This window comes from Frankia sp. Mgl5, assembly GCF_023242985.1.
GTDB lineage: Bacteria > Actinomycetota > Actinomycetes > Frankiales > Frankiaceae > Parafrankia > Parafrankia soli.
The window spans coordinates 1-21,730 of the sequence record NZ_JALKFY010000833.1; the positions used below are offsets into that span (position 1 = coordinate 1).

Sequence of the window (21,730 nt, forward strand, 5' to 3'; positions counted from 1 at the left end):
TGTTTATGAGTCCATGGACTCACTCACCCGCCACACATTTCCTTGGACCTGCCTGGGGTGGTTTGGCAGGTGGGGCAGGGGTGGTAGGGGCTGGTCCAGCCGCGGGAGTGGAGGGCCTTGGCGATGGTTGCCGCCACTCTGCACGGGTCGTTCAGGACAATGAATCCGGGGAATCGGAGGACGAGGAGGCCCTGGGTCTGGAGGCTGTTGTCCCGATCCATGTCGTCCCACCATTGGCGGGCCTCGGTATGGCTGAGCCGTCCGTCCAGCTCGACCGCGACACCGTAGGATTCATAAAAGGCATCGAGACGAGCTGAACGATTCCCGCGGTCGTGGTGTGCCTGGCGCCGCGGGACCGGCAGGCCGTGCGCCCTCCCGAGCTCCTCGTGACGAATCTCCAGCAATGACTCCGCGCCCTGCTCCGCGAGCACCAGAGCCTCACGGACAAGCCGGCGATGACGCAGCCGGGGCCTGCGCTCCAGGGCCCGCCCCAACCGCGCCGGTGTCGTCCGCCCCCGCTGCATCGCCTTCGCCACAAGCGCCTGGACGTCGTCGGGTCGCGTCGTTAGCTCGACCAGGTCGAGGACGGTACGGTCGAACGAGGTCCGGGTCGGCGCCCGGGAACGAAACACATCCCCGCGGCGAAGCTCGCGTGTTCGGTGCACGGCCACGCCCGGTGTGGCCCTGGGATGACCGGCGCCGACCACAAGCACATGCACAATCGGGGTCGGCGCCTCGACGAGACCCCAGGCATGTGCGGCGGTCTGCCGACACAGGACCGCGCCGGAACCGGCGAACAGCACCGCCGCCCACAGCCGGGCCTCCCAGCTCAACGGACCGCTGTGCGCGGTGTACACCCGCGGGTGCACACGCCGCCAACGCCCCGACCGGACCTTCCACCGAAGCCGATAATAATCAAACCCATTTTCCGCGGCCTGCTCCACCGTGAAAACACCAGCCTGAGCCCGAAGCAGCGCCACCCACCCGCGTCCCGCGTCATCCATCGCCCCACATCGCCACTCCACCCCGCCTGTGGATGAAACCCATCCACAGGCACCCCCGCGACATACAATCCGCAGCTTCGCGGCTGATATTGCTCCCAAACCCCACTCAGGGGAAATCCAAAGCGTCGGCCGCATGTGTGGCGGGTGAATGAGTCCATGGACTCACTCACCCGCCACGGTTCTGCGACGGCGTCGCGGGTCAGCCGCGGGCGGGCGGTCTGGCGTGGGGGCGGTGTCGGCTGAGCCCGGCTGGTGTGCCTTGTGACCGGTGTCGGCTGAGCCCGGCCGGTCTGCCTCGTGACCGAGGTCTGCCTTGTGACCGGTGGCTGTCCCCGCCTCGGGGTCCGCCTCGCGCCGGCACCCCGAACCCTGGGAGGAGTCGGAGGCCGACCCGTCACCAAGATCTGTATACGGAGATGGATACAGGTCGGGATACATGTTCATCGCCGTGTTACGTGACAGGACGTGAGCTGAAACGACCGCGCTCGACCCTGACCTGCATGCAGCACACCGGGGGATGGTCTTCGGACGCCCGACCGCCGACGGGGCGCGGATCCGCCCGCCCGGCAGCGGATTCGCCCCTGGACCTGATCCTCCTGGCAGCCCTCGCACGGGCCCTGCGCCGGCCGGCCGGAGGGGATCTCCCATCCCTTCGCGCGAAAGACACGCCATGACACCCACAGCACCGCTCACCGTGAGTGCGCGTCCCTACGAGTACACGTTCGACCCGGCGACGACCGCGCTCGTCCTCATCGACATGCAGCGCGACTTCCTGGAGCCGGGTGGCTTCGGCGAGAGCCTGGGCAATGACGTCTCCCAACTGCGGAGCGCGATCGAGCCGCTCGCGGCCGTGCTCGCCGCGGCCCGGGCCGTCGGTCTCACCGTGATCCACACCCGGGAGGGGCACCTGCCGGACCTCTCCGACCTCCCGCCAGCCAAGCTCAACCGGGGCGGCGCCACTCTGAAGATCGGTGACGTGGGCCCCAAGGGACGCATCCTGATCCGCGGCGAGTACGGCCAGGACATCATCGACGAGCTCGCGCCGGCCGAGGGCGAGCCCGTCATCGACAAGCCCGGCAAGGGTGCGTTCTACGCCACCGAGTTCGGTGACGTCCTGAAGGTGCGCGGGATCACCAGCCTCGTCGTCACCGGGGTGACGACCGAGGTCTGCGTGCACACGACCGTGCGCGAGGCCAACGACCGCGGCTACGAGTGCCTCGTCCTCTCCGACTGCGTCGGCTCCTACTTTCCCGAGTTCCAGCGGGTCGCCCTGGAGATGATCGCCGCGCAGGGCGGGATCTTCGGCTGGGTCGCCTCCTCCGAGCAGTTCCTCGACGCCCTCGCGGTTCTGGGCGCCTCCGCCGTCGCTTCGTCCGCCGTCGCCGCGTCCTGAATCCCAGGGAGACCGTACCCGTCATGATCAAAATCGGAAGCCCGCCGGCCGAGCGGTCGGTCAACCTGCCCTACTGGACGAAGGGCGACACCAACGCGTTCTTCGGCCTGGGCATCAACGTCCTGGTCAACGTCATCGTCCTGACGTCGCTGTGCCTGTTCGTGGTGAACATCCCCAAGGGGGACGTGTTCGGCGCGATCCTGCCCGCGCTGGGCATCGCGATGCTGCTCGGCAACTTCTTCTACGCCTTGCTCGGCCGCCGGCTGGCCCTCAAGGAGGGCCGTGACGACGTCACGGCCATGCCGTACGGGCCGAGCGTTCCGCACATGTTCATCGTCGTCTTCGTGATCATGCTGCCGATCTACCTGCAGACGAAGGACCCGGTGGCCGCCTGGCAGGCGGGCCTCGCCTGGGCGTTCATCATCGGGATCATCGTCATGATCGGCGCCTTCGTCGGCCCGACGATCCGCCGCTACGCCCCGCGCGCGGCCATGCTCGGCACGCTCGCCGGCATCTCCATCGCGTTCATCTCGATGCGGCCGGCCGCGCAGATGTGGGACGCCGCCTGGATCGCGCTGCCGGTCTTCGGCCTGCTGCTCATTGGGCTGCTCACCGACCTGAAACTGCCGTGGAACCTGCCGATCGGCGCGGTCGCGCTGCTGCTGGGGACGGCGATCGGCTGGATCGGTGGCTTCATGGACGCCCCCGCGGTCGGCGACGCGGCGAAGGACATCGCTGTCTCGCTGCCGACGTTCCACTTCGACAAGCTGATCGACGGCCTGTCCGACATCTCGCCGCTGCTCGCCACGGCCATCCCGCTCGGGGTCTACAACTTCACCGAGGGCATGACCAACGTGGAGAGTGCCGCGTCCGCCGGGGACAGCTACAACCTGCGGCCGATCCTGCTCGCTGACGGCCTCGGCGCGGTCGTCGGCGCGGCGCTGGGCTCCCCGTTCCCGCCCGCGGTCTACATCGGCCATCCCGGCTGGAAGGCGGCCGGCGGCCGGACGGGGTACTCGCTGGCGACCGGCGCCATCATCGCGCTGCTGTGCTTCCTGGGGATGTTCAGCCTGCTCAACGCGGTGCTCCCGCTGCCGGCGATCGTGCCGATTCTGCTCTACATCGGGCTGCTGATCGGTGCGCAGGCCTTCCAGGTGTCACCGAAGGCGCACGGCGCCGCGGTGGTGGCGGCGATCATCCCGAACATCGCGTCCTGGGCGGCTGGGCTCATCGACAACACGGTGACCACCGCGGTCGGCGTGGCGTCCAACCTCAACCCGTCGGTCCAGCTCACCGTCACCGACGACGATCTCGAGGCGAACAGCGTGCTGCTGCACGGGCTGCACGTCCTCGGCGACGGGGCCGTCCTCGCCGGTCTGGTCCTGGGCACGATCGTGGCGTTCATCATCGACAAGCGGTTCGTCCACGCGACGATCGCGTCCGCGGCCGGCGCGGTGCTGGCGTTCGTCGGCCTGATCCACGGCGAGAAGGTGGAGTGGAACGCCAGCGGCCAGGTCGCGCTGGGCTATCTGTTCCTCGCGGTGGTCTGCGCGATCTGGGCCCTGACGAAGCCCGCGCCGCGGGTGCCCGACGCCGAGGAGATCGAGCTGGAACGGGTGCACGGCGTGCCCCCGCAGCGCTCCCGCGGCGACGCCGCGGGAGCGCCCGCGCCGACGACGGTGCCGACCGCGGTGCCGGCGGCCGTGAACGGCGGGCGACCGGGTGAGGGCGAGCCGGCCACGGCTGAGCCCGCGACCGGGAAGCCGGCGGCGGCGACGTCCTGACCCCCGCGTCCCCGGCTGCCTCGCCCGGCGGGCCGAGGCGGTCGGGGACGTCGGCACCAGGGGCACCAGCGGTCGGCACCGCGGTCGGGGACGTCGGCGGCAGGGGGCGGCGGCCGGATCGCCCGGCGGGTGCGCTGAGGAGCTACTCGGTCGGCTCGCCGCGCACGAACTTCAGCGAGACCTCCATGATCCCGTGGTCCTCGGTTGAGATGCCCGGGATGCTCGGGTTCGGGATGCCGTAGTCGGCGAAGGTCACCGGGATCTGGCCGACGATCTGGATCTGGTCGCCGGTGCGGCGGGCCTGCAGGTTCATGGTCACCTCGCGGGCGGTGCCGTGCATGGTCAGCGTTCCGGTGGCCGGGTAGGTGCGCGTCTCGTCGGCGGCCGGCACCGAACCCAGGTCGATCGGCTCGGTGAGCGTGAACTGGGACGTCGGATAGGTGTCGACGTCCATGATCCGGCCGCGGAACTGGTTGTCGCGACGGTCCTCGTCGCTGCGCACCGACGCCATCTGCACCTCGAACTGCGCCTTGGTGACGCCGTCGTCGGCGATGGTCATCGACCCGGACACCTCCGAGGTGCGGCCCGCGGCGGTCGTCTTCTGGCCGAAGAGGACCTCCTCGACCCGGTAGCCGGCCTCGGACCCGTCGGTGATCCGCCACACGCCGTCGACCGAATCGCCGGCCGTGGAACCGGCGGACGAGGTGCTGGGCCCGGGGTCGTCGAGTGCGAACTCCTCCGGGGCGTCCTCCTTGATCACGTTGATGTAGAACGCGGTGCCGCCCACGACCAGGACCGCCACGGCCACGACGGCGCCGGCCAGGATCAGCGGCCAGCGCCGCTTTTTACGAGGCGTGCTGTCTGCCACCAGGTACCTACCTTCTTGAAGGTTCAATCATCCTGGGGGCAATGTTGCACAGGCAACCTGAGCTAAACCTGATGGCACGGCGACGGGCGCGTGTCGGCCCACGCCGCCCGATCACCGTCGGGGCGTGCTCGGCCCAGCTTCGGCATCGGGTCTGTCGGCCGTTCGGGGCCGGGATTTCTTCGTTGCGCCAGGCGATTCCTCCGGGCACGGTTCACACGGTTCGCGGCCGGCGGCCCGGTCCGGCGGCGCGGCCGAGAGCCTGGAGATCATCGCCGCCGTGCCGCCGGTCGCGCCGGCCAGGTGCACGGTGGTGCCACGCTCGGCGAACTTCTGCAGGACGTCGTCCAACGCGGCCACCCCGGCGGAGTCCAGGATCTGGGCGTCGGTGAGGTCGATGACGACCCGGGGCGGGTCGTGGGCGTAGTCGAAGGCGTTCACCAGGTCGTTGCTGGAGCCGAAGAAGACCGGGCCGCCCACGGCGTAGAGGCGTTCGCCCCCCTCCGGGTCGAGCACGCTGGTGACCTCGGTGAGGTGCGCGACCCGGCGGGTGAACAGCAGCGCCGAGAGCACGACACCCACCAGCACCCCGTACGCCAGGTTGTGGGTGGGCACGACCACCGCGACGGTCGCGACCATCACCAGGGTCTCCGAGCGCGGCATCCGCCGCAGCGTGGACGGCGCCACGCTGCGCCACTCGAAGGTCATCACCGAGACCAGGATCATGACCGCCACCAGGGCGGACATCGGGATCACGCCGACGATCCCCCGCAGCGGGACCACGAGAAGGAGCAGGAAGGCGCCGGCGGCGAAGGTGGACAGGCGTGTCCGGCCGCCGGAGGAGACGTTGACCATCGTCTGGCCGATCATGGCGCAGCCGGCCATGCCGCCGAGGAAGCCGTTGACGACGTTGGCGAGGCCCAGGCCCCACGCCTCGCGGTTGGCGTCGTGCGTGGTGTCGGTCATCCGGTCGACGATCTGCGCGGTGAGCAGGGTTTCCAGCAGGCCGACCGCGGTGAGCGTGGCGACGTACGGCGCGATGATCCGCAGCGTCTCCCAGGTCATCGGGACGGACGGGAGCCCCGGGACGGGCAGCGAGCCGGGCAGGGCGCCCTCGTCGCCGACGGTCGGCACCGACAGGTCGAACGCGACGGTCGTCAGGGTCAGCAGGCCGACCGCGACCAGCGGCGGCGGCACGGCCCGGGTGAGCCGCGGGACGACGAGCAGGATGGCCAGGCCGGCCCCGACCAGCAGGTAGACCGGCAGCGACTCGCCGATGACGTGCGGCATCTGCGCCATGAAGATCAGGATGGCCAGCGCGTTGACGAAACCGATCATCACCGTGCGCGGCACGAAGCGCATCAGCCGCGCGACCCCGAGCCGGCCGAGCACGAACATCGTCACGCCGACGCCGACCGTGGTCGCGAGCAGGTAGTCCAGACCGTGGTCGCGGACCAGCGGCGCCGCGACGAGCGCCATCGAGCCCGCCGCCGCCGAGATCATCGCCGGGCGGCCGCCGGTGAAGGCGATGACGACGGAGATCGTGAACGACGCGAACAGGCCGACCTTGGGATCCACCCCGGCGACGACCGAGAACGAGATGGTCTCCGGGATGAGCGCCAGCGCGGTGACCAGGCCGGCCAGCAGCTCGACGCGGACCACGCGCAGCCCCGGCCACCGGACGCCCCACCGGACGCCGGCCAGCGCCGCCCAGCGGGCACCGGCCAGCCGTGGCCGGGCCCGGGGAAGGCGGGCACGGCGAACGGCGGGCTGGGGCAAGGGTTGGCCCCGGGACATCTCAGGCACGCGGAACTCTCACAGGCGCGAGGCGGTGACGTCGCGGCGTCGAGACATCACCTCGGTGAACCGGTCGGCACGCCGGGGCGTCCCGCCAGGGCGGGCATACGCCACCGGAGTCGGGACACCCTCGCCTCTCCCGCCCGGACGGGTGGCATGCCATCCCGGCCCGGCGGCGGGGACGTCCCCAACTCTTCCGGTAGGTCAGATATGACGATACAAAGCCCTCGAAACCGGATCTACGGGCCCTCCGGGTCAGGCCCGCGGCGCGCCCAACTGCTCGAGGTACCGCTGCATCTGGTCGATCTCCCAGGCCTGGTTGACCACCATCGCCCGGGCCAGCGCCCGCACCCGGTCGTCGTCGGCGTGCATCGAGGCGTACTGCGCCATGGCCACGCCGCCGCGGTGGTGGTGGATCATCAGGGTCAGGAACTGGACGTCCAGGTCACGCCCGCTCGCCGCCGCGAGCGAGCCGAGCTCGGACTCGGTCGCCATGCCCGGCATCCGCACGGTCTCCCCGGTCCTGCCGGGCATGCCGCCGCCGGGCATGGTTCCGTCGGTCATCGCGCCGGTCCCCGCGGTGCCGTGGTCGCCGTGGTCGCCAGCGTCGGCGCCGGCATCGGCCATCCAGGCCATGGGCGCGTTGGCGGACGTCGAGGTACGGCCCCAGCCGGACAGCCACGCGTCCATGACGCCGATCTCCCGCTGCTGGCTGAGCGCGATGTCCTGGGCCATGTTGCGGACGTCCGCGTTGCCTCCGTGGCTGAACTCGACCATCGCCATCTGGACGGCCTGGGAGTGGTGCTCGGACATGTCCCGGGCGAAGCCCACGTCGACCGAGTCGTCGGCGGGCGGGCGGTCCAGCAGCACGCGCAGGCCGGCGCCGCCGGCGAGCAGCCCGAGGACGGCGAACAGGACGAGCGGCGTCCACCAGAGCCGGACCCAGGCCGGCGCGCGGTCGGCCCGTGCCCCCGCCGCCGGCCCGCTTCCGGCCGCCGGCCCGCTTCCGGCCGCGCCGACGAGGACGTCCTCGTCGCTTCCGGGGCTCGTCCGCTCGGCCTCCGCGGCGTCGGGCAACCCGGCGGCCTCGGTCACGGTGGGGGTCATACCGGAAGGCTTGGTCGCGGTGGCGGCCGCGGCGGAGGCCCCGGGCGCCGCCGCGTCGGTCTCGGCGCGTGTGCCGTCTGCGGTTCTGCTGTCACGTGGCATGGCGCTCACGCCCCGGTCTTCGTCGGCTCGGCTCATCACCGTCCAGTGTGGCCCACGGACGGCGCCCGGTCAGGGGCGAACCGCCCGCGCGGCCAGGTCACCCGGCCCCCGGTGAGCATCCGGCCGGCACTGGGCCGACCGTCCCGGGGACGCTTCCCGGGGCGCTCAGACCTGCAGGTGTGAGTTGAAGACGAAGGTCCGCTTGCCGACCTGGACGCGGGTCCCGGGGACGAGCGGGGCGGGCTGGTGCGGGTTCAGCGGGGTCCACACCGTCGCCTCCGGCGGGGCGATGTAGGTGCCGTTCGCCGACCCGCGGTCGGTGATGACCGCGTCCCACCCGGTCAGGGTGATCACCGCGTGGACCCGGGACACGGCGCTCTCGCCGTCCTCGACGGGCAGCGGACGCGCGTTGCCGGCGCGGACGGCCTCGTCGCGGTCCGGCTGACGCCCGATCACGAGGTCCATGTCGACGTTGACGGTCTGGCCGTCGTCGAACACCAGGACGCCCACCGGTGGCCGGGGGCCGAGCACCGTCCGGTTCGTCTGCTGGGCCAGCGAGAGGCCGCACTCGGCGCAGTAGGGCGCCTGCGGGTGGTTGAAGTGGCCGTGGGCGCACAGGACGCCCTCGACCTGGGGCTGCGACGGGTTCGGCAGGATCGTCTGCGCCTCGTCGTCCTCGATGAGGTCGGAGACGGTGAAGGTCTGCCCCGGCAGCTGCGTCATGGCGTCGTGGTCGTCGTCGAGGTCGTCGCCGAGATCGTCGTGCAGGCCGGGGGGGCCGCCCGGGGTGTGGCCCATCGAGCCCATCGAGCCGTGCCCGCCCCCGTGCTGGTGCCCGGACGAGTGCCCGGAGGGCGCCGGCTCCCGGCCGGCGAGCTCCGTGGGCGGGTCCTCCTCGAGCTCGTCGAAGTCGGCGGCCTGCGTCGGCTCGGCGGCCGCGCGCATCCGGTGCGCCTCCTCCTCCTTGCTCAGCAGCGGGGTGAGTGCCGGCGGAGCGGTGGAGAGCGGGTCGGGCATGCGGGCGCCCGAGGTGGGGATCGGCGCCGCCCCCGTCATCGGCTCGCGCGGCGACTCGAAGCCGGCCAGCAGCGCGTCGGTCGAGGCCTTCGGGGCGGGCAGCGCCGGGGAGTCGTCGGCCACCAGGCTCACCGCGGTGCCCGGCACCGCGCCGATCCGCAGGTCCAGCGGGAAGCCCAGGTCGTCGATGCCGCCGGTGGGGGCGCCGTCGCCGATCGTGCCGGTCGGCCCGACCTCCAGCCGGGTGATCTCGGCGGGCAGCAGGCGGTCGACCCAGGTAGCCGAATCCACCCCGGACAGCGAGACGGGGGACGGGCCGGTCGCGACGACGTCCATCGCGCCGTGGACGAGCGCGGCGACCCGGTCGTTGACCGTCGTGAGGAGGCTGAAGTCGGGGACGCGGTCCGGATCGGCGTCGGCCAGCAGCCCGGCGACGCGGCGGACGAGGCGCCGGCCCATCGTCGCCGCCGTGCCGGCCTCGCCGGCCACCTCGGCGCACAGGGCGAGCAGCCGCTTGGTGGTCTCGGTGGTCTCGGGCCGGCCCACGTGAGCGACGACCAGCACCCCGGGCAGTCTGACGACCACGCCCGTGTGCCCGCCGTGCCCCGTGCCGACCACGACCCGGAAACGGTCTAGTCCCGCCATTGCCTCGCCCTTCGCCGCCCACCCGCGCCGTGCAAACGGTACCGATCTTCAGACTAGCGGCACCCGCGCACGGCGTACCGCACTTATCCTGCCGCGAGAGCGGTGGTTGGAACCTCCGGTGTCGCTGTGCGGACCCCACCGGCGGGGCAGCGGCGCGGCGGCCGCGGCGAACGTGGTAAAGGCCCCGGGAAGGCGGCGGCACCGCCGTCAGAGTAGTCGGCCACCGTGGAAACGCCACCGCAGGAACGGGACGCGCATCGGGCCGTTCGCGCAGAGCCACACCGCCAGCCAGACGAGCCCGAAATGGGCGAGGAAGGCCTTTCCTCCGACGCCGTCCGCACCCGGAACGGCGCCCGCCCGCGCCGCCAGCCACACCAGCAGGCCCTCGTTCACCGCGGTGAGCAGGCCGAACATCGTCGGCCAGTCCTTCTCCCAGCGGAACTGCTGCAGCCCGTGGTAGACGAGCTCCCAGCCCAGCCCGAGAAGGGCGACCGCGCACAGCACGCCGAAACTCGCCCGCCACGCGGCCCCGGCAGATGCCTCGGTGGGCAGCAGCGGGGCGATCAGCGCCGTCAGAACGACCCCGACGGTGGCGAGTAGGAACAGGCGGGTCTGAAGCCGTCCGGCCAGGGTCGGCACCATGAGGCGATTTTCTCCGATCGTGTGCGGCGTCAGACCGGTTGGTTGCGCATCCAACGCACCCACTGCGACACCGAACGTGCCACCCCTATCCGGGGTACGAATCCCTCCGCGGCCAGGTCGTCACAGATTTCCTGGGCGGCGATCTGTAGACCGAGGAAGGTGTCGACGCCCGGGAAGTAGCCGCCGAGGGTCGCCGCGCCCGAGGCGTAGAGCCGCCCCGGCCCGTTGCGGGTCCCGCGGACCTCGAAGGTCCGCTCCACGTCCAGCCGGCCGAGCGGGTTGTGCCCGGCTCCGGAGTGGTCGAGCAGGTCTGCCAGCACCCGGTGCTCGCGGATGTCCGCCACCAGGCCGGTGGCGTCGATGACGTACGCCGCCGGCACCTCCAGCATCCCGTCGGCGGTGCGGACCCGGGTGACCACCGTTCCGTCCGTTCCGGGGGTGAGCCGCTCCACCTCGCCCACCCGGGTCACATACCAGCCCTCGTGCCGGCCGCGGGCGAGCTGAGCCTGCCACCGGCGCCGGCGGGGGGTGTTCGTCCCGCCGATCGTGTCGTAGAGCGCCCTGCGCTCGTCGCCCTCCAGGGTGCGCATGCGTGCCTTCAGCTGGCCGCCCCAGACCGACTTCGGGTAGTTGAACCCCTGGTAGGCCCAACCGTCGCCGCCCCGGCGGCGCATGAACACGCTGGGGCCGTGCGAGCCGCGCACATATGTGCGGAACAGGTGCACGATGTGCGTCCTCGCCCCGTGCCGGTCGCGGTCGGTGATCAGCCGGTCGAGGATGCGGGAGGCCACGATGCCCGCCCCGCGCACCACGACGGTCGCCGGGTGCCGGATCAGCTCGTCGTAGACGTGCTCGTGTGGCTCGTAGGCGTTGACGACCCGCCGCACGTCCCCGTACCGGGAGCGGTACTCCTGCAGGTCCGGGAGGAACTTCAGCCCCGGGTAGCCGACGCCCAGGTGGACGTACCGGCTGCGGTAGGCGATCCGCTTCGTCGCGGACCGTCCGGCCGGGGGGGTGAGGACGGTCAGGTACCCCCCGCCCGCGCGGCGGCGGACCATCCGCACCTGCCCGGAGACCAGCATCTCGGGGTACGAGATCCGGGCGGCCTCCCGGGCCATGCCGTCGAAGACCATCCTGATGCGGGGGGTGAAGTAGTCCGACAGCAGTGGCTCGGTCGCGACCCGCCACAGCGGTTCGACGAACCCGCGCAGGCCTCGGGCCGCGAACGCCTCCCGCACCGCGTAGGACGGGAAGGCCCAGATGTTGTCCGGGGTCGAGCTCGAGTCCGAGCGGATGCGTTCGTGGTCGGGGATCTGCGAGACCCGAGTCAGGTACCGGTAGGTCTGCCAGGGGGTGTCGATGTTGGACAGCACCCGGATCGCCGAGGTCGGCGCGCCCGCGATGCGCAGGTAGTCGACCAGGACGAACGAGCCGATCCCACCGCCCACCGTGACCAGGGGTGCGTCGTGGACGGGGATGCCGGCGTCGGTGAGCATGCGGTCCGTCCAGACCGACGTCTCGATCAGCCGTCGGGTGAGGTCGCCATGGGTCTCGCCCCCGCCCACCCGGGCTGGTGCGGGTGGCGCCTGCGGGGCCGCGGAGTTGCCGAGCACGGTGGTGGGGCCGTGGATCGGGTCGTCCGGGCTGCCGGGCAGGTGTGGGCCGACCAACGCCTCCACCTCCTCGCCGGGCGCGCTCACCCGGGCCTGCCGCCGCGCGCCGGTGCGACCGGCGTCGCCGCGACCGGACTACCGGGACCGGACCGCCGCCAGGGTCGGACCGCCGGAACCGGGCCACCGGGGACCGGATTGCCAGGATAGGTGGCCCGGTGACCCTTCCGGGTGGGGTGTCCGAGGCAAGACACCGCCCGGTCGGCTCAGCCCAGGGCGCGGTCCAGGTGGATCGCCGCGCTGATCAGGGCCAGGTGGGTGAAGGCCTGCGGGAAGTTGCCCAGGGCCTCGCCGGAGGGGCCGATCTCCTCGGCGTAGAGCCCCACGTGGTTGGCGTAGGTGAGCATCTTCTCGAAGACCAGCCGGGCCTCGGCCGTGCGGCCGGCACGGGTCAGCGCCTCCACGTACCAGAACGAGCACAGGTTGAACGTGCCCTCGTCCCCGGTCAGGCCGTCGCTGCCGTCCGCGGCGTACCTGCGCACCAGACTGTCGCTCACCAGCTCCGAGCCGACCCGGTCCAGCGTCGACAGGAAGCGGGGGTCGGTCGGGCCGGAGAACTTCACCAGCGGCATGCACAGCAGCGAGGCGTCCAGCCGCGGCGAGCCCGGGAACTCCATGTAGGCCCCCTTCCGGGGATCCCAGGCCTCGTTCTGGACGAACCGGTAGGCCCGCCCGGCGTGGTCCTTCCAGTCGTTGGTGGGCCCGGGCAGACCGCGCTGCCGGGAGATCCGGCAGGCACGCTCGAACGCCACCCAGGTCATGACCGCCGAGTAGGTGAATCGCTGCCGTCCGCCCCGGGTCTCCCAGATGCCCTCGTCGGGCTGCTCCCAGTGCCTGGCCAGCCAGTCGAGCTGACGGCCGAGCGCCTCCCACAGCTGGAAGGAGATCGGGACCTGCTTGTTGTACAGGTACACCGAGTCCATCAGCTCGCCGTAGATGTCGATCTGGAGCTGGCCGGCGGCGCCGTTGCCGATGCGCACCGGCCGCGAGCCCCGGTAGCCCTCGAGATGGTCGAGGACGATCTCGTCCAGGTCGGCGTTGCCGTCCACGCTGTACAGCACGCCCAGGCCGAGCTCGGGCGGCGCTTCCTTGCAACGCTGCTCGAGCCAGTCCATGAACGCGGCGGCCTCCTCGGTGAACCCGAGGGCCATCAGCGCGTAGGTGGTGAACGCCGCGTCGCGGATCCAGGTGTAGCGGTAGTCCCAGTTGCGCACCCCGCCCAGCTCCTCCGGCAGGGAGGTGGTCGGTGCCGCGATGAGTGCCCCGGTCGGGCGGTAGACCAGCAGCTTGAGCACCAGCGCCGAGCGCAGCACCATCTCCCGCCAGCGGCCGTGGTACCGGCCCCGGCGCACCCACGTCTGCCAGTACTCCAGCGTCCGGGTGAACAGGTCGTCGGCCTCGCCGGGCTGCAGCGGGCGGATGCGGGAGTCCCACTCGAGGACGATGTCGGCCGTCTCGCCCATCGCCAGCTCGAAGTCGCAGGCGACCGCGGTGCCCTCGATCCGCAGCGGGAGCGCCGTGCGCAGCACGAGGGTGCCGGTGGCCGACTCGAAGACCGCACCGGCGCCGGGCACCAGCGTCACCGTGTGGGACGCCCGCCCGTAGTCGAACCGGGGGTCGCAGCGCAGCCGGAACCCGGCGGTGCCGCGCACGGCGCGGGCCTGGCGGACGACCACGTGCGGCGTCTCGGTCAGGTCGTTGTCGACCGGGACCATGAAGTCGACGACCTCGCCCACCGAGTGCGGCGTGAGAAAGCGGGTCATCAGGACGTTCGAGTCGGGCAGGTAGAGCTGCTTGGCCTTCGACTGCGAGCAGTGGATGCGGAAGGAGCCGCCGCGGTCGGCGTCGAGCAGGCTCGCGAAGACCGACGGGCCGTCGAAGCGCTGCGGGCAGTACCAGTCGATCGTGCCGTCCGTGGCGACCAGGGCCACGGTGCGCAGGTCGCCGATGACCGCGTGCTCCTCGATCGGCGGGTAGTCGGATGCGGGCATGCGGACCTCCGCGGGTGGGGATGTCCGGGCGCGGCCGGAGGATGGGCCTTGCGGGAAGCCCCCGGGCGGGCGGTGCGTCGCCTCGGGGAGTGGTCACTGCAGCTCACTTCGGCGTGGTCAGCCGAAGGTATCCCAGCGGGCAGGCCATCCCGCCCGTCCCGCCGGGCCGGCGGCCACCGCCGAAAGTGCCCCCCACTACCCGATCGGGGTAGGCCGGGAGTAGCCCGGCGCGGGGGGCTCCGGGCGGGTGGCCCGGGGCGGAAGTCCCTGTTCTGACGGTGAAGTCGCCGCTGCGGCGACCGTCGCGGGACGGGGGCGAGGTGGAGGGTCCGGCGGGCTGTGGAGGGTCTCGGGTGCCCGGTGCCTGGGCGGGCGCCCTACGATCGCGCCATGACCGAGCAGCTGCCGACCATCGCGGACGGTCGAGCCAGCCTTGTCATGTTCGCCCGTGGCGACCGGGTTTTCCCGGTGGACGATCTTGGCGGCGGGGTGTGGTCTCGTCGTGGCACGGTGCTGTCCGTGCATCCGGCGTCACACGAGGAGGCACAGCCGGTCGGGGGCGGCGTCCGGGTCGATGCGGTGCCCTCGGCCGCGCCCTCGACCGCCCGGGCGACGGTGCTGTGGGACGACGGCTCCGCGGAGGTCCTCGCCGAGGACAAGCTCTGCCTGGTCTACGACCAGGAGGCCCCGGTGGGCATCCGGGTGGTCACGATGGAGATGAGCCAGCCCTTCGACGTCGTCGACCACGGCGGCCACGTCGTCCTGGTGCTGCGGGAGGGGCTGCTGGCCGCGGCGGACGTCGGCGCGCTGCGTGCCCGGCTTGGCCGGGTGCGCGCGGCGCTGGCCCCGGGCCACGGCGCCGCCGCGTCGGCGGCGGCGCTGCGCCGCCGCGGCCGGGGGCGGGGGGACGCGCGGGTAGCCGAGCTCACCGGCCCGCCGCCGGACGACGTCCCGCACCCGGACACCGCGCGCCTGGATCCCGCGGGCCCGGACGCCGCGCGCCGCGATGCCGCCGCCCGTCTGGACGCCGCCCGCCGGGACATCGCGCGCCTCGACGCGGCCCGCCTGGATGCCGCCCGTGCCGATGCCGGGGCCGCGCGCGGCGCCGGGCGGGCTGACGTGGCCGCCGGGCGTGCTGATGTCGCCGTCGGGCGTCCCGGAGTGGCCGCTGGGCGTGCTGACGTCGGGGCCGGGCGTTCCGGCGTGGCGGTCGGGCGGGCTGACGTTGCGGCTGGGCGTGGTGACGTGGCCGGGGGGCGTTCCGAGGTCGCTGTCGGGCGGGCCGATGTGGCTGTGGGGCGGCCCGAGGCTCCCGCGGGCGTTCCCGGCGGCGCGGCCGGGCTGCCCGCCGGTGGACGTCCGCCGACGGTGCGGCGCCCCGACGTGCTCGTGGCGGGCTCCGGGCCGGGGCATCCCGTGGCGGTGGGGAGCCAGGACGTGACGGTCGGGAGCCCTGGTGGGGACCGGCCGGTCGCCGAGGTGGGACGCCCGGCGGACCCGGCTCGGCGCGAGGCGCCGCGGCCCGATGTCTTCGTCGGGCGCGCCGATCCGGCGCGGTCCGACGTCGGCCGGTCTGGCCCTGGGCGTTCGGACCTCGACCGCTCGGACCCTGACCCCTCGGACCCTGACCGATCGGACCTCGGCCGATCGGAGGCGGCGCGTCTGGAGATGGCGAGGGTCGAAACGCTGCGGGCAGAGATGCGGCGAGCCGAAATGCAGCGCGCTGAGATGCAGCGGGCTGAAGCCGCCCGTGGCGAAGCGGCCCGCGCCGACGCCGTGCGGGCTGATCGGGTACGTCCCGACGTGGTGGTGGGAACCCCCGGCCGGCCGGGCGCGGGGCCGCCCGCCGGACCGCCGTCGGGGTACCCGCTGCGGTGACGGACGGCGCCGGCCGGCCGGGGCCGCCTAAGGTTTCGCCGGGACGCTGCCCGGTGGGGACTCAGGAGGTCGAGTACGGCCCCGGACGCACACCCGGGCCATAGGCGTTGCTGCCGTTCATGCCGGCCCGCGGCTGTTCGGTCATGGCCTGGCTGACCTTGGACGCGATCGCCTCGGTGAGACGGATCGCCTGGGTGAGCGAGAGGTTCAGAACGATCTCGCTGTCATCGGTCATCGCGAAGCGCACCGACACATCCGCCATGCTCTTTCCTCTCAGTCCTGGTCCCCCGGACACCCGTGGCCGGTGACCGATCGTGTCGAGGAGCCCCGTCAGGGCCTCCCCGTCTCCGCGGCCAAGGGACGTGGTGACCGATCCACGATCCCCGATCGGGTTGTCGGGGCGTGCGTGACCCCCCTTGTTCGGCGGTGGTGTGCTGCTGCTAGCTACCGTCGGTGTGGACTTTCGGTGACTGGCCATGTCGAAATGTCTCCCCCGTGCCGGCCTCACTCTGCCGAGACCTTCTCTTAGTGATGGTGCCACTTCATGATGTGGTCGCCGGTAGGGGGACTTTCCGGCAAAGGTGACATGAGACACGGCTGTGGTCTGTTTGTCGGGCTGGCACCCGCTGTCACGCCGATCGGCGGGCCCCGGGTGGCTCTCTCCAGGTGCTCCCGCCCTGGGTGGAGGCCCTGTCCGGGGCTGATTCCGTCAGATCCACCCGGGAAACCACATACGTATTCGCCAAGATGAATAAGGAATCACCTCGGCGGCCAGGATCGGGTAGAAGTAGGCGAACAACAGGACCACGATCACCGTGTACACGCCGACGGACAGCGCGCCGGCGAGCCGCCTGGTCTCGGACGCGTCGCGCGGCCCGAGGGCCAGCCCTGCCATCGCCGTCAGCCCCAGCACCAGGAACGGCAGCGAGGGCAGCGCGTAGAAGAAGAACATCGTCCGGCTGGGGAACAGCAGCCAGGGCAGGAACGCCGAGCCGAAGCCGACGAGCACCAGCGCCGCCCGCCAGTCACGGGCGCGCACCCACAGCGCCAGCGAGCCGACCAGCGCCGCCGTCCCGCCCCACCACACGGCGGGGTTGCCCAGCGCGATGACCTCCCGCGAGCAGCCGTTGACCGCCGTGCAGCCCTCGGTGCCATACGCCGGGGAGCTGTAGAAGTAGGCGATCGGCCGGCCGAGCACCAGCCAGCTCATCGGGGTCGACCGGAACGGGTGCGAGTCGGACAGGCCCTCGTGGAAGTGCAGCACCTCCATCTGGTAGTCCCACCAGCCGTGCCAGGCGGCGAGGAAACCGTGCCCGTACCGGTCGCGGTACCAGCCGCCGTCGGTGACGAACCAGCCCGTCCAGGTGGCCAGGAAGGTCACGACGGGCACCGCGACGCAGCCCGTCAGCCATCCGGGCAGGTCGCGGCGCAGTGCGCCCAGCACGGGGGAGTGGGCGCCGGCGGTGCGGCGGGCACCGACGTCCCAGGCCAGCGCGAGCGCGGCGAAGCCGACGATCGTGTACAGCGCGCTCCACTTGACCCCCATGGACGCGCCGAGGGCCACGCCCATCGCGAGCCGCCACGGGCGCAGGCCGAGCCGGGGGCCGAACCGCCTGTCGGCCGGCGGCGGGCCGGCGCCGGCCGCGGCCCGGTCGAGGCGGTCGGCGAGCCGGCGCCGGCCGTCGTCACGGTCGTGCACCAGGCAGGCCAGGGCGATGACGATGCCCGTCATCAGGAAGATGTCGAGGATGCCGATCCGGCTCTGCACGAACTCCAGCCCGTCCATGGAGAGCAGGAGGCCGGCGAAGCAGCCGAGCACCGTCGAGCGGAACATCCGGCGGGCCGCGCGGGCGAGCACGAGCACCGCCAGCGTGCCCGCGAGCGCGGAGGAGAAGCGCCAGCCCAGTTCGGGGCTGCCGTGCGGGGTGCCCGCGCAGTCGACGTAGCCGAACAGCCACTGCGACGCGGCCATGAGCCACTTGCCGAACGGCGGGTGGACCACGTAGGCGGGCCCGTCACAGGTCTTCGAGTTGATCTCGTACCCGGCGGTCATGAGACCCCAGGCGTCCTTGACGTAGTAGACCTCGTCGAAGTACAGCCCGCGGGGCTCGGTGATCCGCCAGAACCGCAGGATCCCGGCGGTCACCGCGACGAACAGGGGCGCCAGCCATCCGACGGCGCGGTCGCCGGGCATCGGCGGGCACAGCCGCTCGTGCGGCGTACGGCCGGTTCTGGCGGCAGTGGCCGGTTCCGGGCGGCTGGGCTCCGATGCGCCGGTCTCGGAACGGGGTAGGTGCGCCGTCGTCGCCGTCACACCGATCAGGGTAGGTCCTGCCCCCTGGCAGACTGGTCGGGTGTCCGGGACCCTCGTGCTGTGCGGTGCCCCGATCGGTGACGTGCGCGACGCGAGCCCGCGGCTGGGCGAGGTGCTCGCGACCGCCGACGTGATCGCCGCCGAGGACACCCGCCGGGTGCGCCGGCTCGCGCACGCGCTCGGGATCACGATCACGGGGCGGGTCGTCTCCTGTTACGACGCCGTCGAGGGCGCCCGGGCGGAGATGCTCACCGAGCAGTTGCTCGCCGGCCGCACCGTCGCGCTCGTCACGGACGCGGGCATGCCCGCGGTCTCCGACCCCGGCTACCGGGTCGTAGCGGCGGCGGCCGCGGCCGGGGTGGCGATCACCGTGGTCCCCGGGCCGTCGGCGGTCACGGCGGCGCTGGCCGTCAGCGGGCTGCCCTCGGACCGCTGGACCTTCGAGGGGTTTCTGCCCCGCAAGGCGGGCGAACGCCGGTCACGGCTGCGCGGGCTCGCCGCGGAGAGCCGGACGATGGTCTTCCTGGAGTCGCCGCACCGGCTGGGCGCGTCGCTGCGTGACCTGGCGGAGGCCTTCGGCGGGCCGCGCCGGGCGACGCTGTGCCGGGAGCTCACGAAGACCTGGGAGGAGATCGTCCGCACCGACCTGGCCGGCCTGGTCGACTGGGCCGGCGACGGGCGCACCGTCCGGGGCGAGTTCACCCTGGTGATCGCCGGCGACGCGAGCGCCGGGACGGCCAGGCCCGCCCGGGATGCCGGAGCGAGCGCACCAGTTGGCGCGCTCTGGGCAGGGACGGGGCCGCACAAGACCGGTGCCGAGGCCGCGGTCGGGCCGGGGGCTGGTCTCGCGGCGCCCACTCAGGCCGGGCCGGAGGTGCTCGCCGCGGCGGTGGCCCGCCTGACGGCGGGCGGCATGCCGGCGCGGGACGCGCGTAAGGCGGTGGCCGCCGAGTACTCCCTGTCACCCCGGGAGGTGTACGCGGCGGTGATCGCTGCCCGCGACTCGGAACGGACAGAGACCCCGGGAACAGACGAGAGGTGAGCCGCCCCGGCCCGCCCGGGTGACCGGGGGCGCCAGGGCGGAACTCGCACTTCGGGGCGGTGATTCCTGGCGATGTCGTGCCGTGCAGTGCCGCTCGCACGGACCATGAGGGCCTGGAGCCGCGTCGTGCCGTGGCGGTTTGCGAGATCGCGGCAGGTCCTTTCTCATATGTGGTCTCGGTGTGGAATTCCTTCCGCTTGGCCGTACCGGGGTGCCGGCGGTCTCGTACGGTTACCGTGCCCCCCAGACGTTCAGCAACCATTCCGGCGTCCGCCTGACAGCGTCTGCCCGACCGTGTCTGCCCGACAGCGCCTGCCCGACGGCGCCTGCCCGACCGCGTCCATCCGACGGCGTCCATCAGACCGGACGTCACACTCTCCCCACGAGTATCCATTGGCGAGGCGGAGTGGTCGGGGTAGGATAAGCCACCCTGCCAGGCATGGATTATCGGCTGTGTGTCAAATTCTGAGGCCCTGGCTGTTGGCGACCCGGCTGTCGACGAGCGGTGGCTGTCGGCCGGCCGTCGATGCTTGCTTTATGTCAAGAAAGACCGGCGGAATCAGAGGAATCAGTTTGAAAGCATCCTGATGAATGCATCCCGCCTGCGCCCGCTGAACCGGGCTGCCCCGGTGGGAGTGCTCTCAACGGGGGGGTGCACATTCTGTCAACGGGTTCCAAGCCGCTGGCCGCCAGCAGGCGACAGCTCCCGTGAACCCGGCCATCCATCTTCTGGAGCTGGCTGCAGATGCATCAGAGCATCATCGAGGACGAGGCAAGGCCGGACGGCCCCGCACAGAATTCGCGTGGCGCGGGCCGCCGGGTGGGGCGGCGTGACCGGCGCAGGCGTGACCGCGTGGTCCGAACCGCCAGACGCAAGATCCTGCTATCCGCCCTCTGTCTCCTCGTCGTGGTCGGCGGGACGACCGGCGTGATCCTGCACTCCGCGCTCGGGGGCGACGACGCGGGTGGGAAGCCCATCCAGCTGGCCGACACCGAGCCGCGATACCAGACCGGTGTGAACTTCCTTCCGAACCCCGGCTTCGAGAACACGGCGGCGGGCTGGTCGGCCGGGCCATCCGAGAGCGCTCGCCTGTCCCCGACGGTGCCCGGCCGCAGCGGGTCCGGCGCGGCGGTCGTCACGGCCAGGGCCCGGGTACCCGCCATCACCCTGACCGACACTCCGGACGCCGTGACCTGGACCGGCGGCAGGCTGACCTATCTCGGCGCCGTCTGGGTGCGCACGACCGCCCCGGGTACCCGCGTCCAGCTGAAGCTGACCGAGCTCGACGGTGCCCGCACGGCCGCGCGCGCCCTGACCAACGTCACCCTGAACGATGCCACCTGGCAAAAGGTCGAGGTCTCCCTGCGGGCGACCGCCACGGGCCACCGGCTGGACTTCGCGGTCGTCGCCGACCGGCTTCCCGCCGGCCAGTTCCTCTACGCGGACGATGCGTCCCTTCTCATCGGGAGGCCGTCATCGCCGGCCCCGACGGGGCCGGCGGCGACCACGGGCGGCCAGCCGAGCGCGTCCCCGCCGGTGAGCGGCAGCCCGCGGCCTGGCACGAGCGCGACTCCCAGCGCGCCGGCGAGTGAGCAACCGCGCCCGAGCACGGCACCGCCCGCGCCGGGTGGGTCGGGCATCACGCCGATCCCGGCCGGCATGCCCAACGCGAGCACCACTGGCGTCCGGGCGGGGGCGTCGCTGACCCTCCTCTCCGGTGACCAGCGCATCACCCGCGCGGGAACGGTGATCGAGAACAGGGATGTGCGCGGGTGCATCCGAGTGGAGGCCGACAACGTCGTCATCCGGAACTCCCGGGTCTCCTGCCGGTCGTCGGGTTCCGCGGTGATCAAGAACCTCGGCCAGAACCTGCTGGTCGAGGACGTCACCATCGACGGGCAGGGCGCCTCGAACTCCGGCATGTCGACCGCCGACTTCACCGCCCGCCGGGTGAACATCTCGAACACGATCGACGGCTTCTTCATTAACGACAACATCCTCATCGAGAACTCGTACGTTCATCACCTCGCCCAGATCCCGTCCAGCCACAACGACGCGGTACAGACCACCGGCGGCAGCAACATCGTGCTGCGCCACAACACCCTGATTCCCATCAACGAGACGACCGGCGAGTCGAGTAACGCCGGCTACATGTTCGGGCAGAACATCGGGCCGATCTCGCGGGTTGTCTTCGACGGCAACTTCATCAACGGCGGCGGCTTCACCCTCAACGGTGCCGGTGACGTGACCTTCGTGAACAACCGGTTCGGCCGCAACTGCCTGTACGGGATCAAGGCGTTCAAGGGCAGCCAGGTGAAGTTCGACCAGTCCAACATCTGGGCCGACACCGGCCGTCCGGTGAACGACGACCCCAAATGCTGAGATGATCAGGGGGCCGTCGGGCGCTCCGGGCCCGACGGCCCCCTGATCCACCACTCGGACCTGTCCGTGGGTCCCCGTCGCGACCGGGGCCCCCCG

15 protein-coding genes are annotated in these 21,730 nt (G+C 72.1%); 5 read left to right on the forward strand and 10 right to left on the reverse strand.

Annotated features, from left to right (window positions below; all coding sequences use genetic code 11):
* Positions 1-23 precede the first annotated feature (23 nt).
* On the reverse strand, positions 24-869 hold the full coding sequence (locus MXD62_RS35270) for an endonuclease domain-containing protein (RefSeq protein ID WP_248833669.1): 846 nt from the start codon (positions 867-869) through the stop codon (positions 24-26).
* 805 nt (positions 870-1,674) lie between these two features.
* Between MXD62_RS35270 and MXD62_RS35275 the strand changes: the two genes are divergently transcribed.
* Entirely contained in the window at positions 1,675-2,397 is a 723-nt protein-coding gene (locus tag MXD62_RS35275; protein ID WP_248833670.1) for an isochorismatase family cysteine hydrolase, read from the forward strand.
* Between the two features lie 23 nt (positions 2,398-2,420).
* Positions 2,421-4,181, forward strand: a complete 1,761-nt coding sequence (locus tag MXD62_RS35280) for a regulator (protein WP_248833671.1) — start codon at positions 2,421-2,423, stop codon at positions 4,179-4,181.
* Between the two features lie 142 nt (positions 4,182-4,323).
* On the opposite strand, the gene MXD62_RS35285 is transcribed toward MXD62_RS35280, so the two are convergent.
* From MXD62_RS35285 to MXD62_RS35315, 7 genes are all read right to left on the reverse strand, one after another.
* The gene (locus MXD62_RS35285) at positions 4,324-5,049 is read right to left on the reverse strand and encodes a YceI family protein (RefSeq protein ID WP_248833672.1); all 726 of its coding nucleotides are present in this window, start codon (positions 5,047-5,049) and stop codon (positions 4,324-4,326) included.
* A 111-nt stretch (positions 5,050-5,160) separates the two neighbouring features.
* On the reverse strand, positions 5,161-6,843 hold the full coding sequence (locus MXD62_RS35290; protein WP_248833681.1) for a SulP family inorganic anion transporter: 1,683 nt from the start codon (positions 6,841-6,843) through the stop codon (positions 5,161-5,163).
* Positions 6,844-7,098: 255 nt separating this feature from the next.
* Positions 7,099-8,052 (reverse strand): DUF305 domain-containing protein, encoded by a 954-nt coding sequence (locus MXD62_RS35295; RefSeq protein ID WP_248833682.1) that lies wholly within the window; start codon positions 8,050-8,052, stop codon positions 7,099-7,101.
* Between the two features lie 165 nt (positions 8,053-8,217).
* Positions 8,218-9,714, reverse strand: a complete 1,497-nt coding sequence (locus MXD62_RS35300) for an FHA domain-containing protein (protein ID WP_248833673.1) — start codon at positions 9,712-9,714, stop codon at positions 8,218-8,220.
* A 207-nt stretch (positions 9,715-9,921) separates the two neighbouring features.
* Positions 9,922-10,356, reverse strand: coding sequence for a hypothetical protein (locus tag MXD62_RS35305; RefSeq protein WP_248833674.1), 435 nt, complete (start codon positions 10,354-10,356; stop codon positions 9,922-9,924).
* A gap of 29 nt (positions 10,357-10,385) precedes the next feature.
* On the reverse strand, positions 10,386-12,026 hold the full coding sequence (locus tag MXD62_RS35310; protein ID WP_251082830.1) for a hypothetical protein: 1,641 nt from the start codon (positions 12,024-12,026) through the stop codon (positions 10,386-10,388).
* A gap of 206 nt (positions 12,027-12,232) precedes the next feature.
* Entirely contained in the window at positions 12,233-14,017 is a 1,785-nt protein-coding gene (locus MXD62_RS35315; RefSeq protein WP_248833676.1) for a glycoside hydrolase family 15 protein, read from the reverse strand.
* A gap of 390 nt (positions 14,018-14,407) precedes the next feature.
* On the opposite strand from MXD62_RS35315, the gene MXD62_RS35320 reads away from it, so the two are divergent.
* Positions 14,408-15,895: a hypothetical protein gene (locus MXD62_RS35320; protein WP_248833677.1), complete on the forward strand. Its 1,488-nt coding sequence runs from the start codon at positions 14,408-14,410 to the stop codon at positions 15,893-15,895.
* Positions 15,896-15,956: 61 nt separating this feature from the next.
* On the opposite strand, the gene MXD62_RS35325 is transcribed toward MXD62_RS35320, so the two are convergent.
* The gene (locus MXD62_RS35325; protein WP_018502051.1) at positions 15,957-16,157 is read right to left on the reverse strand and encodes a hypothetical protein; all 201 of its coding nucleotides are present in this window, start codon (positions 16,155-16,157) and stop codon (positions 15,957-15,959) included.
* 447 nt (positions 16,158-16,604) lie between these two features.
* Positions 16,605-18,209 carry a dolichyl-phosphate-mannose--protein mannosyltransferase gene (locus MXD62_RS35330; protein ID WP_248833678.1) on the reverse strand — a complete coding sequence of 535 codons (1,605 nt, stop codon included), beginning with the start codon at positions 18,207-18,209 and terminating at the stop codon, positions 16,605-16,607.
* Positions 18,210-18,249: 40 nt separating this feature from the next.
* On the opposite strand from MXD62_RS35330, the gene rsmI reads away from it, so the two are divergent.
* Positions 18,250-19,251: a 16S rRNA (cytidine(1402)-2'-O)-methyltransferase gene (gene rsmI, locus MXD62_RS35335; RefSeq protein ID WP_248833679.1), complete on the forward strand. Its 1,002-nt coding sequence runs from the start codon at positions 18,250-18,252 to the stop codon at positions 19,249-19,251.
* Positions 19,252-19,996: 745 nt separating this feature from the next.
* Positions 19,997-21,634 (forward strand): carbohydrate-binding protein, encoded by a 1,638-nt coding sequence (locus tag MXD62_RS35340; RefSeq protein WP_248833680.1) that lies wholly within the window; start codon positions 19,997-19,999, stop codon positions 21,632-21,634.
* The last annotated feature ends 96 nt before the right edge of the window (positions 21,635-21,730 follow it).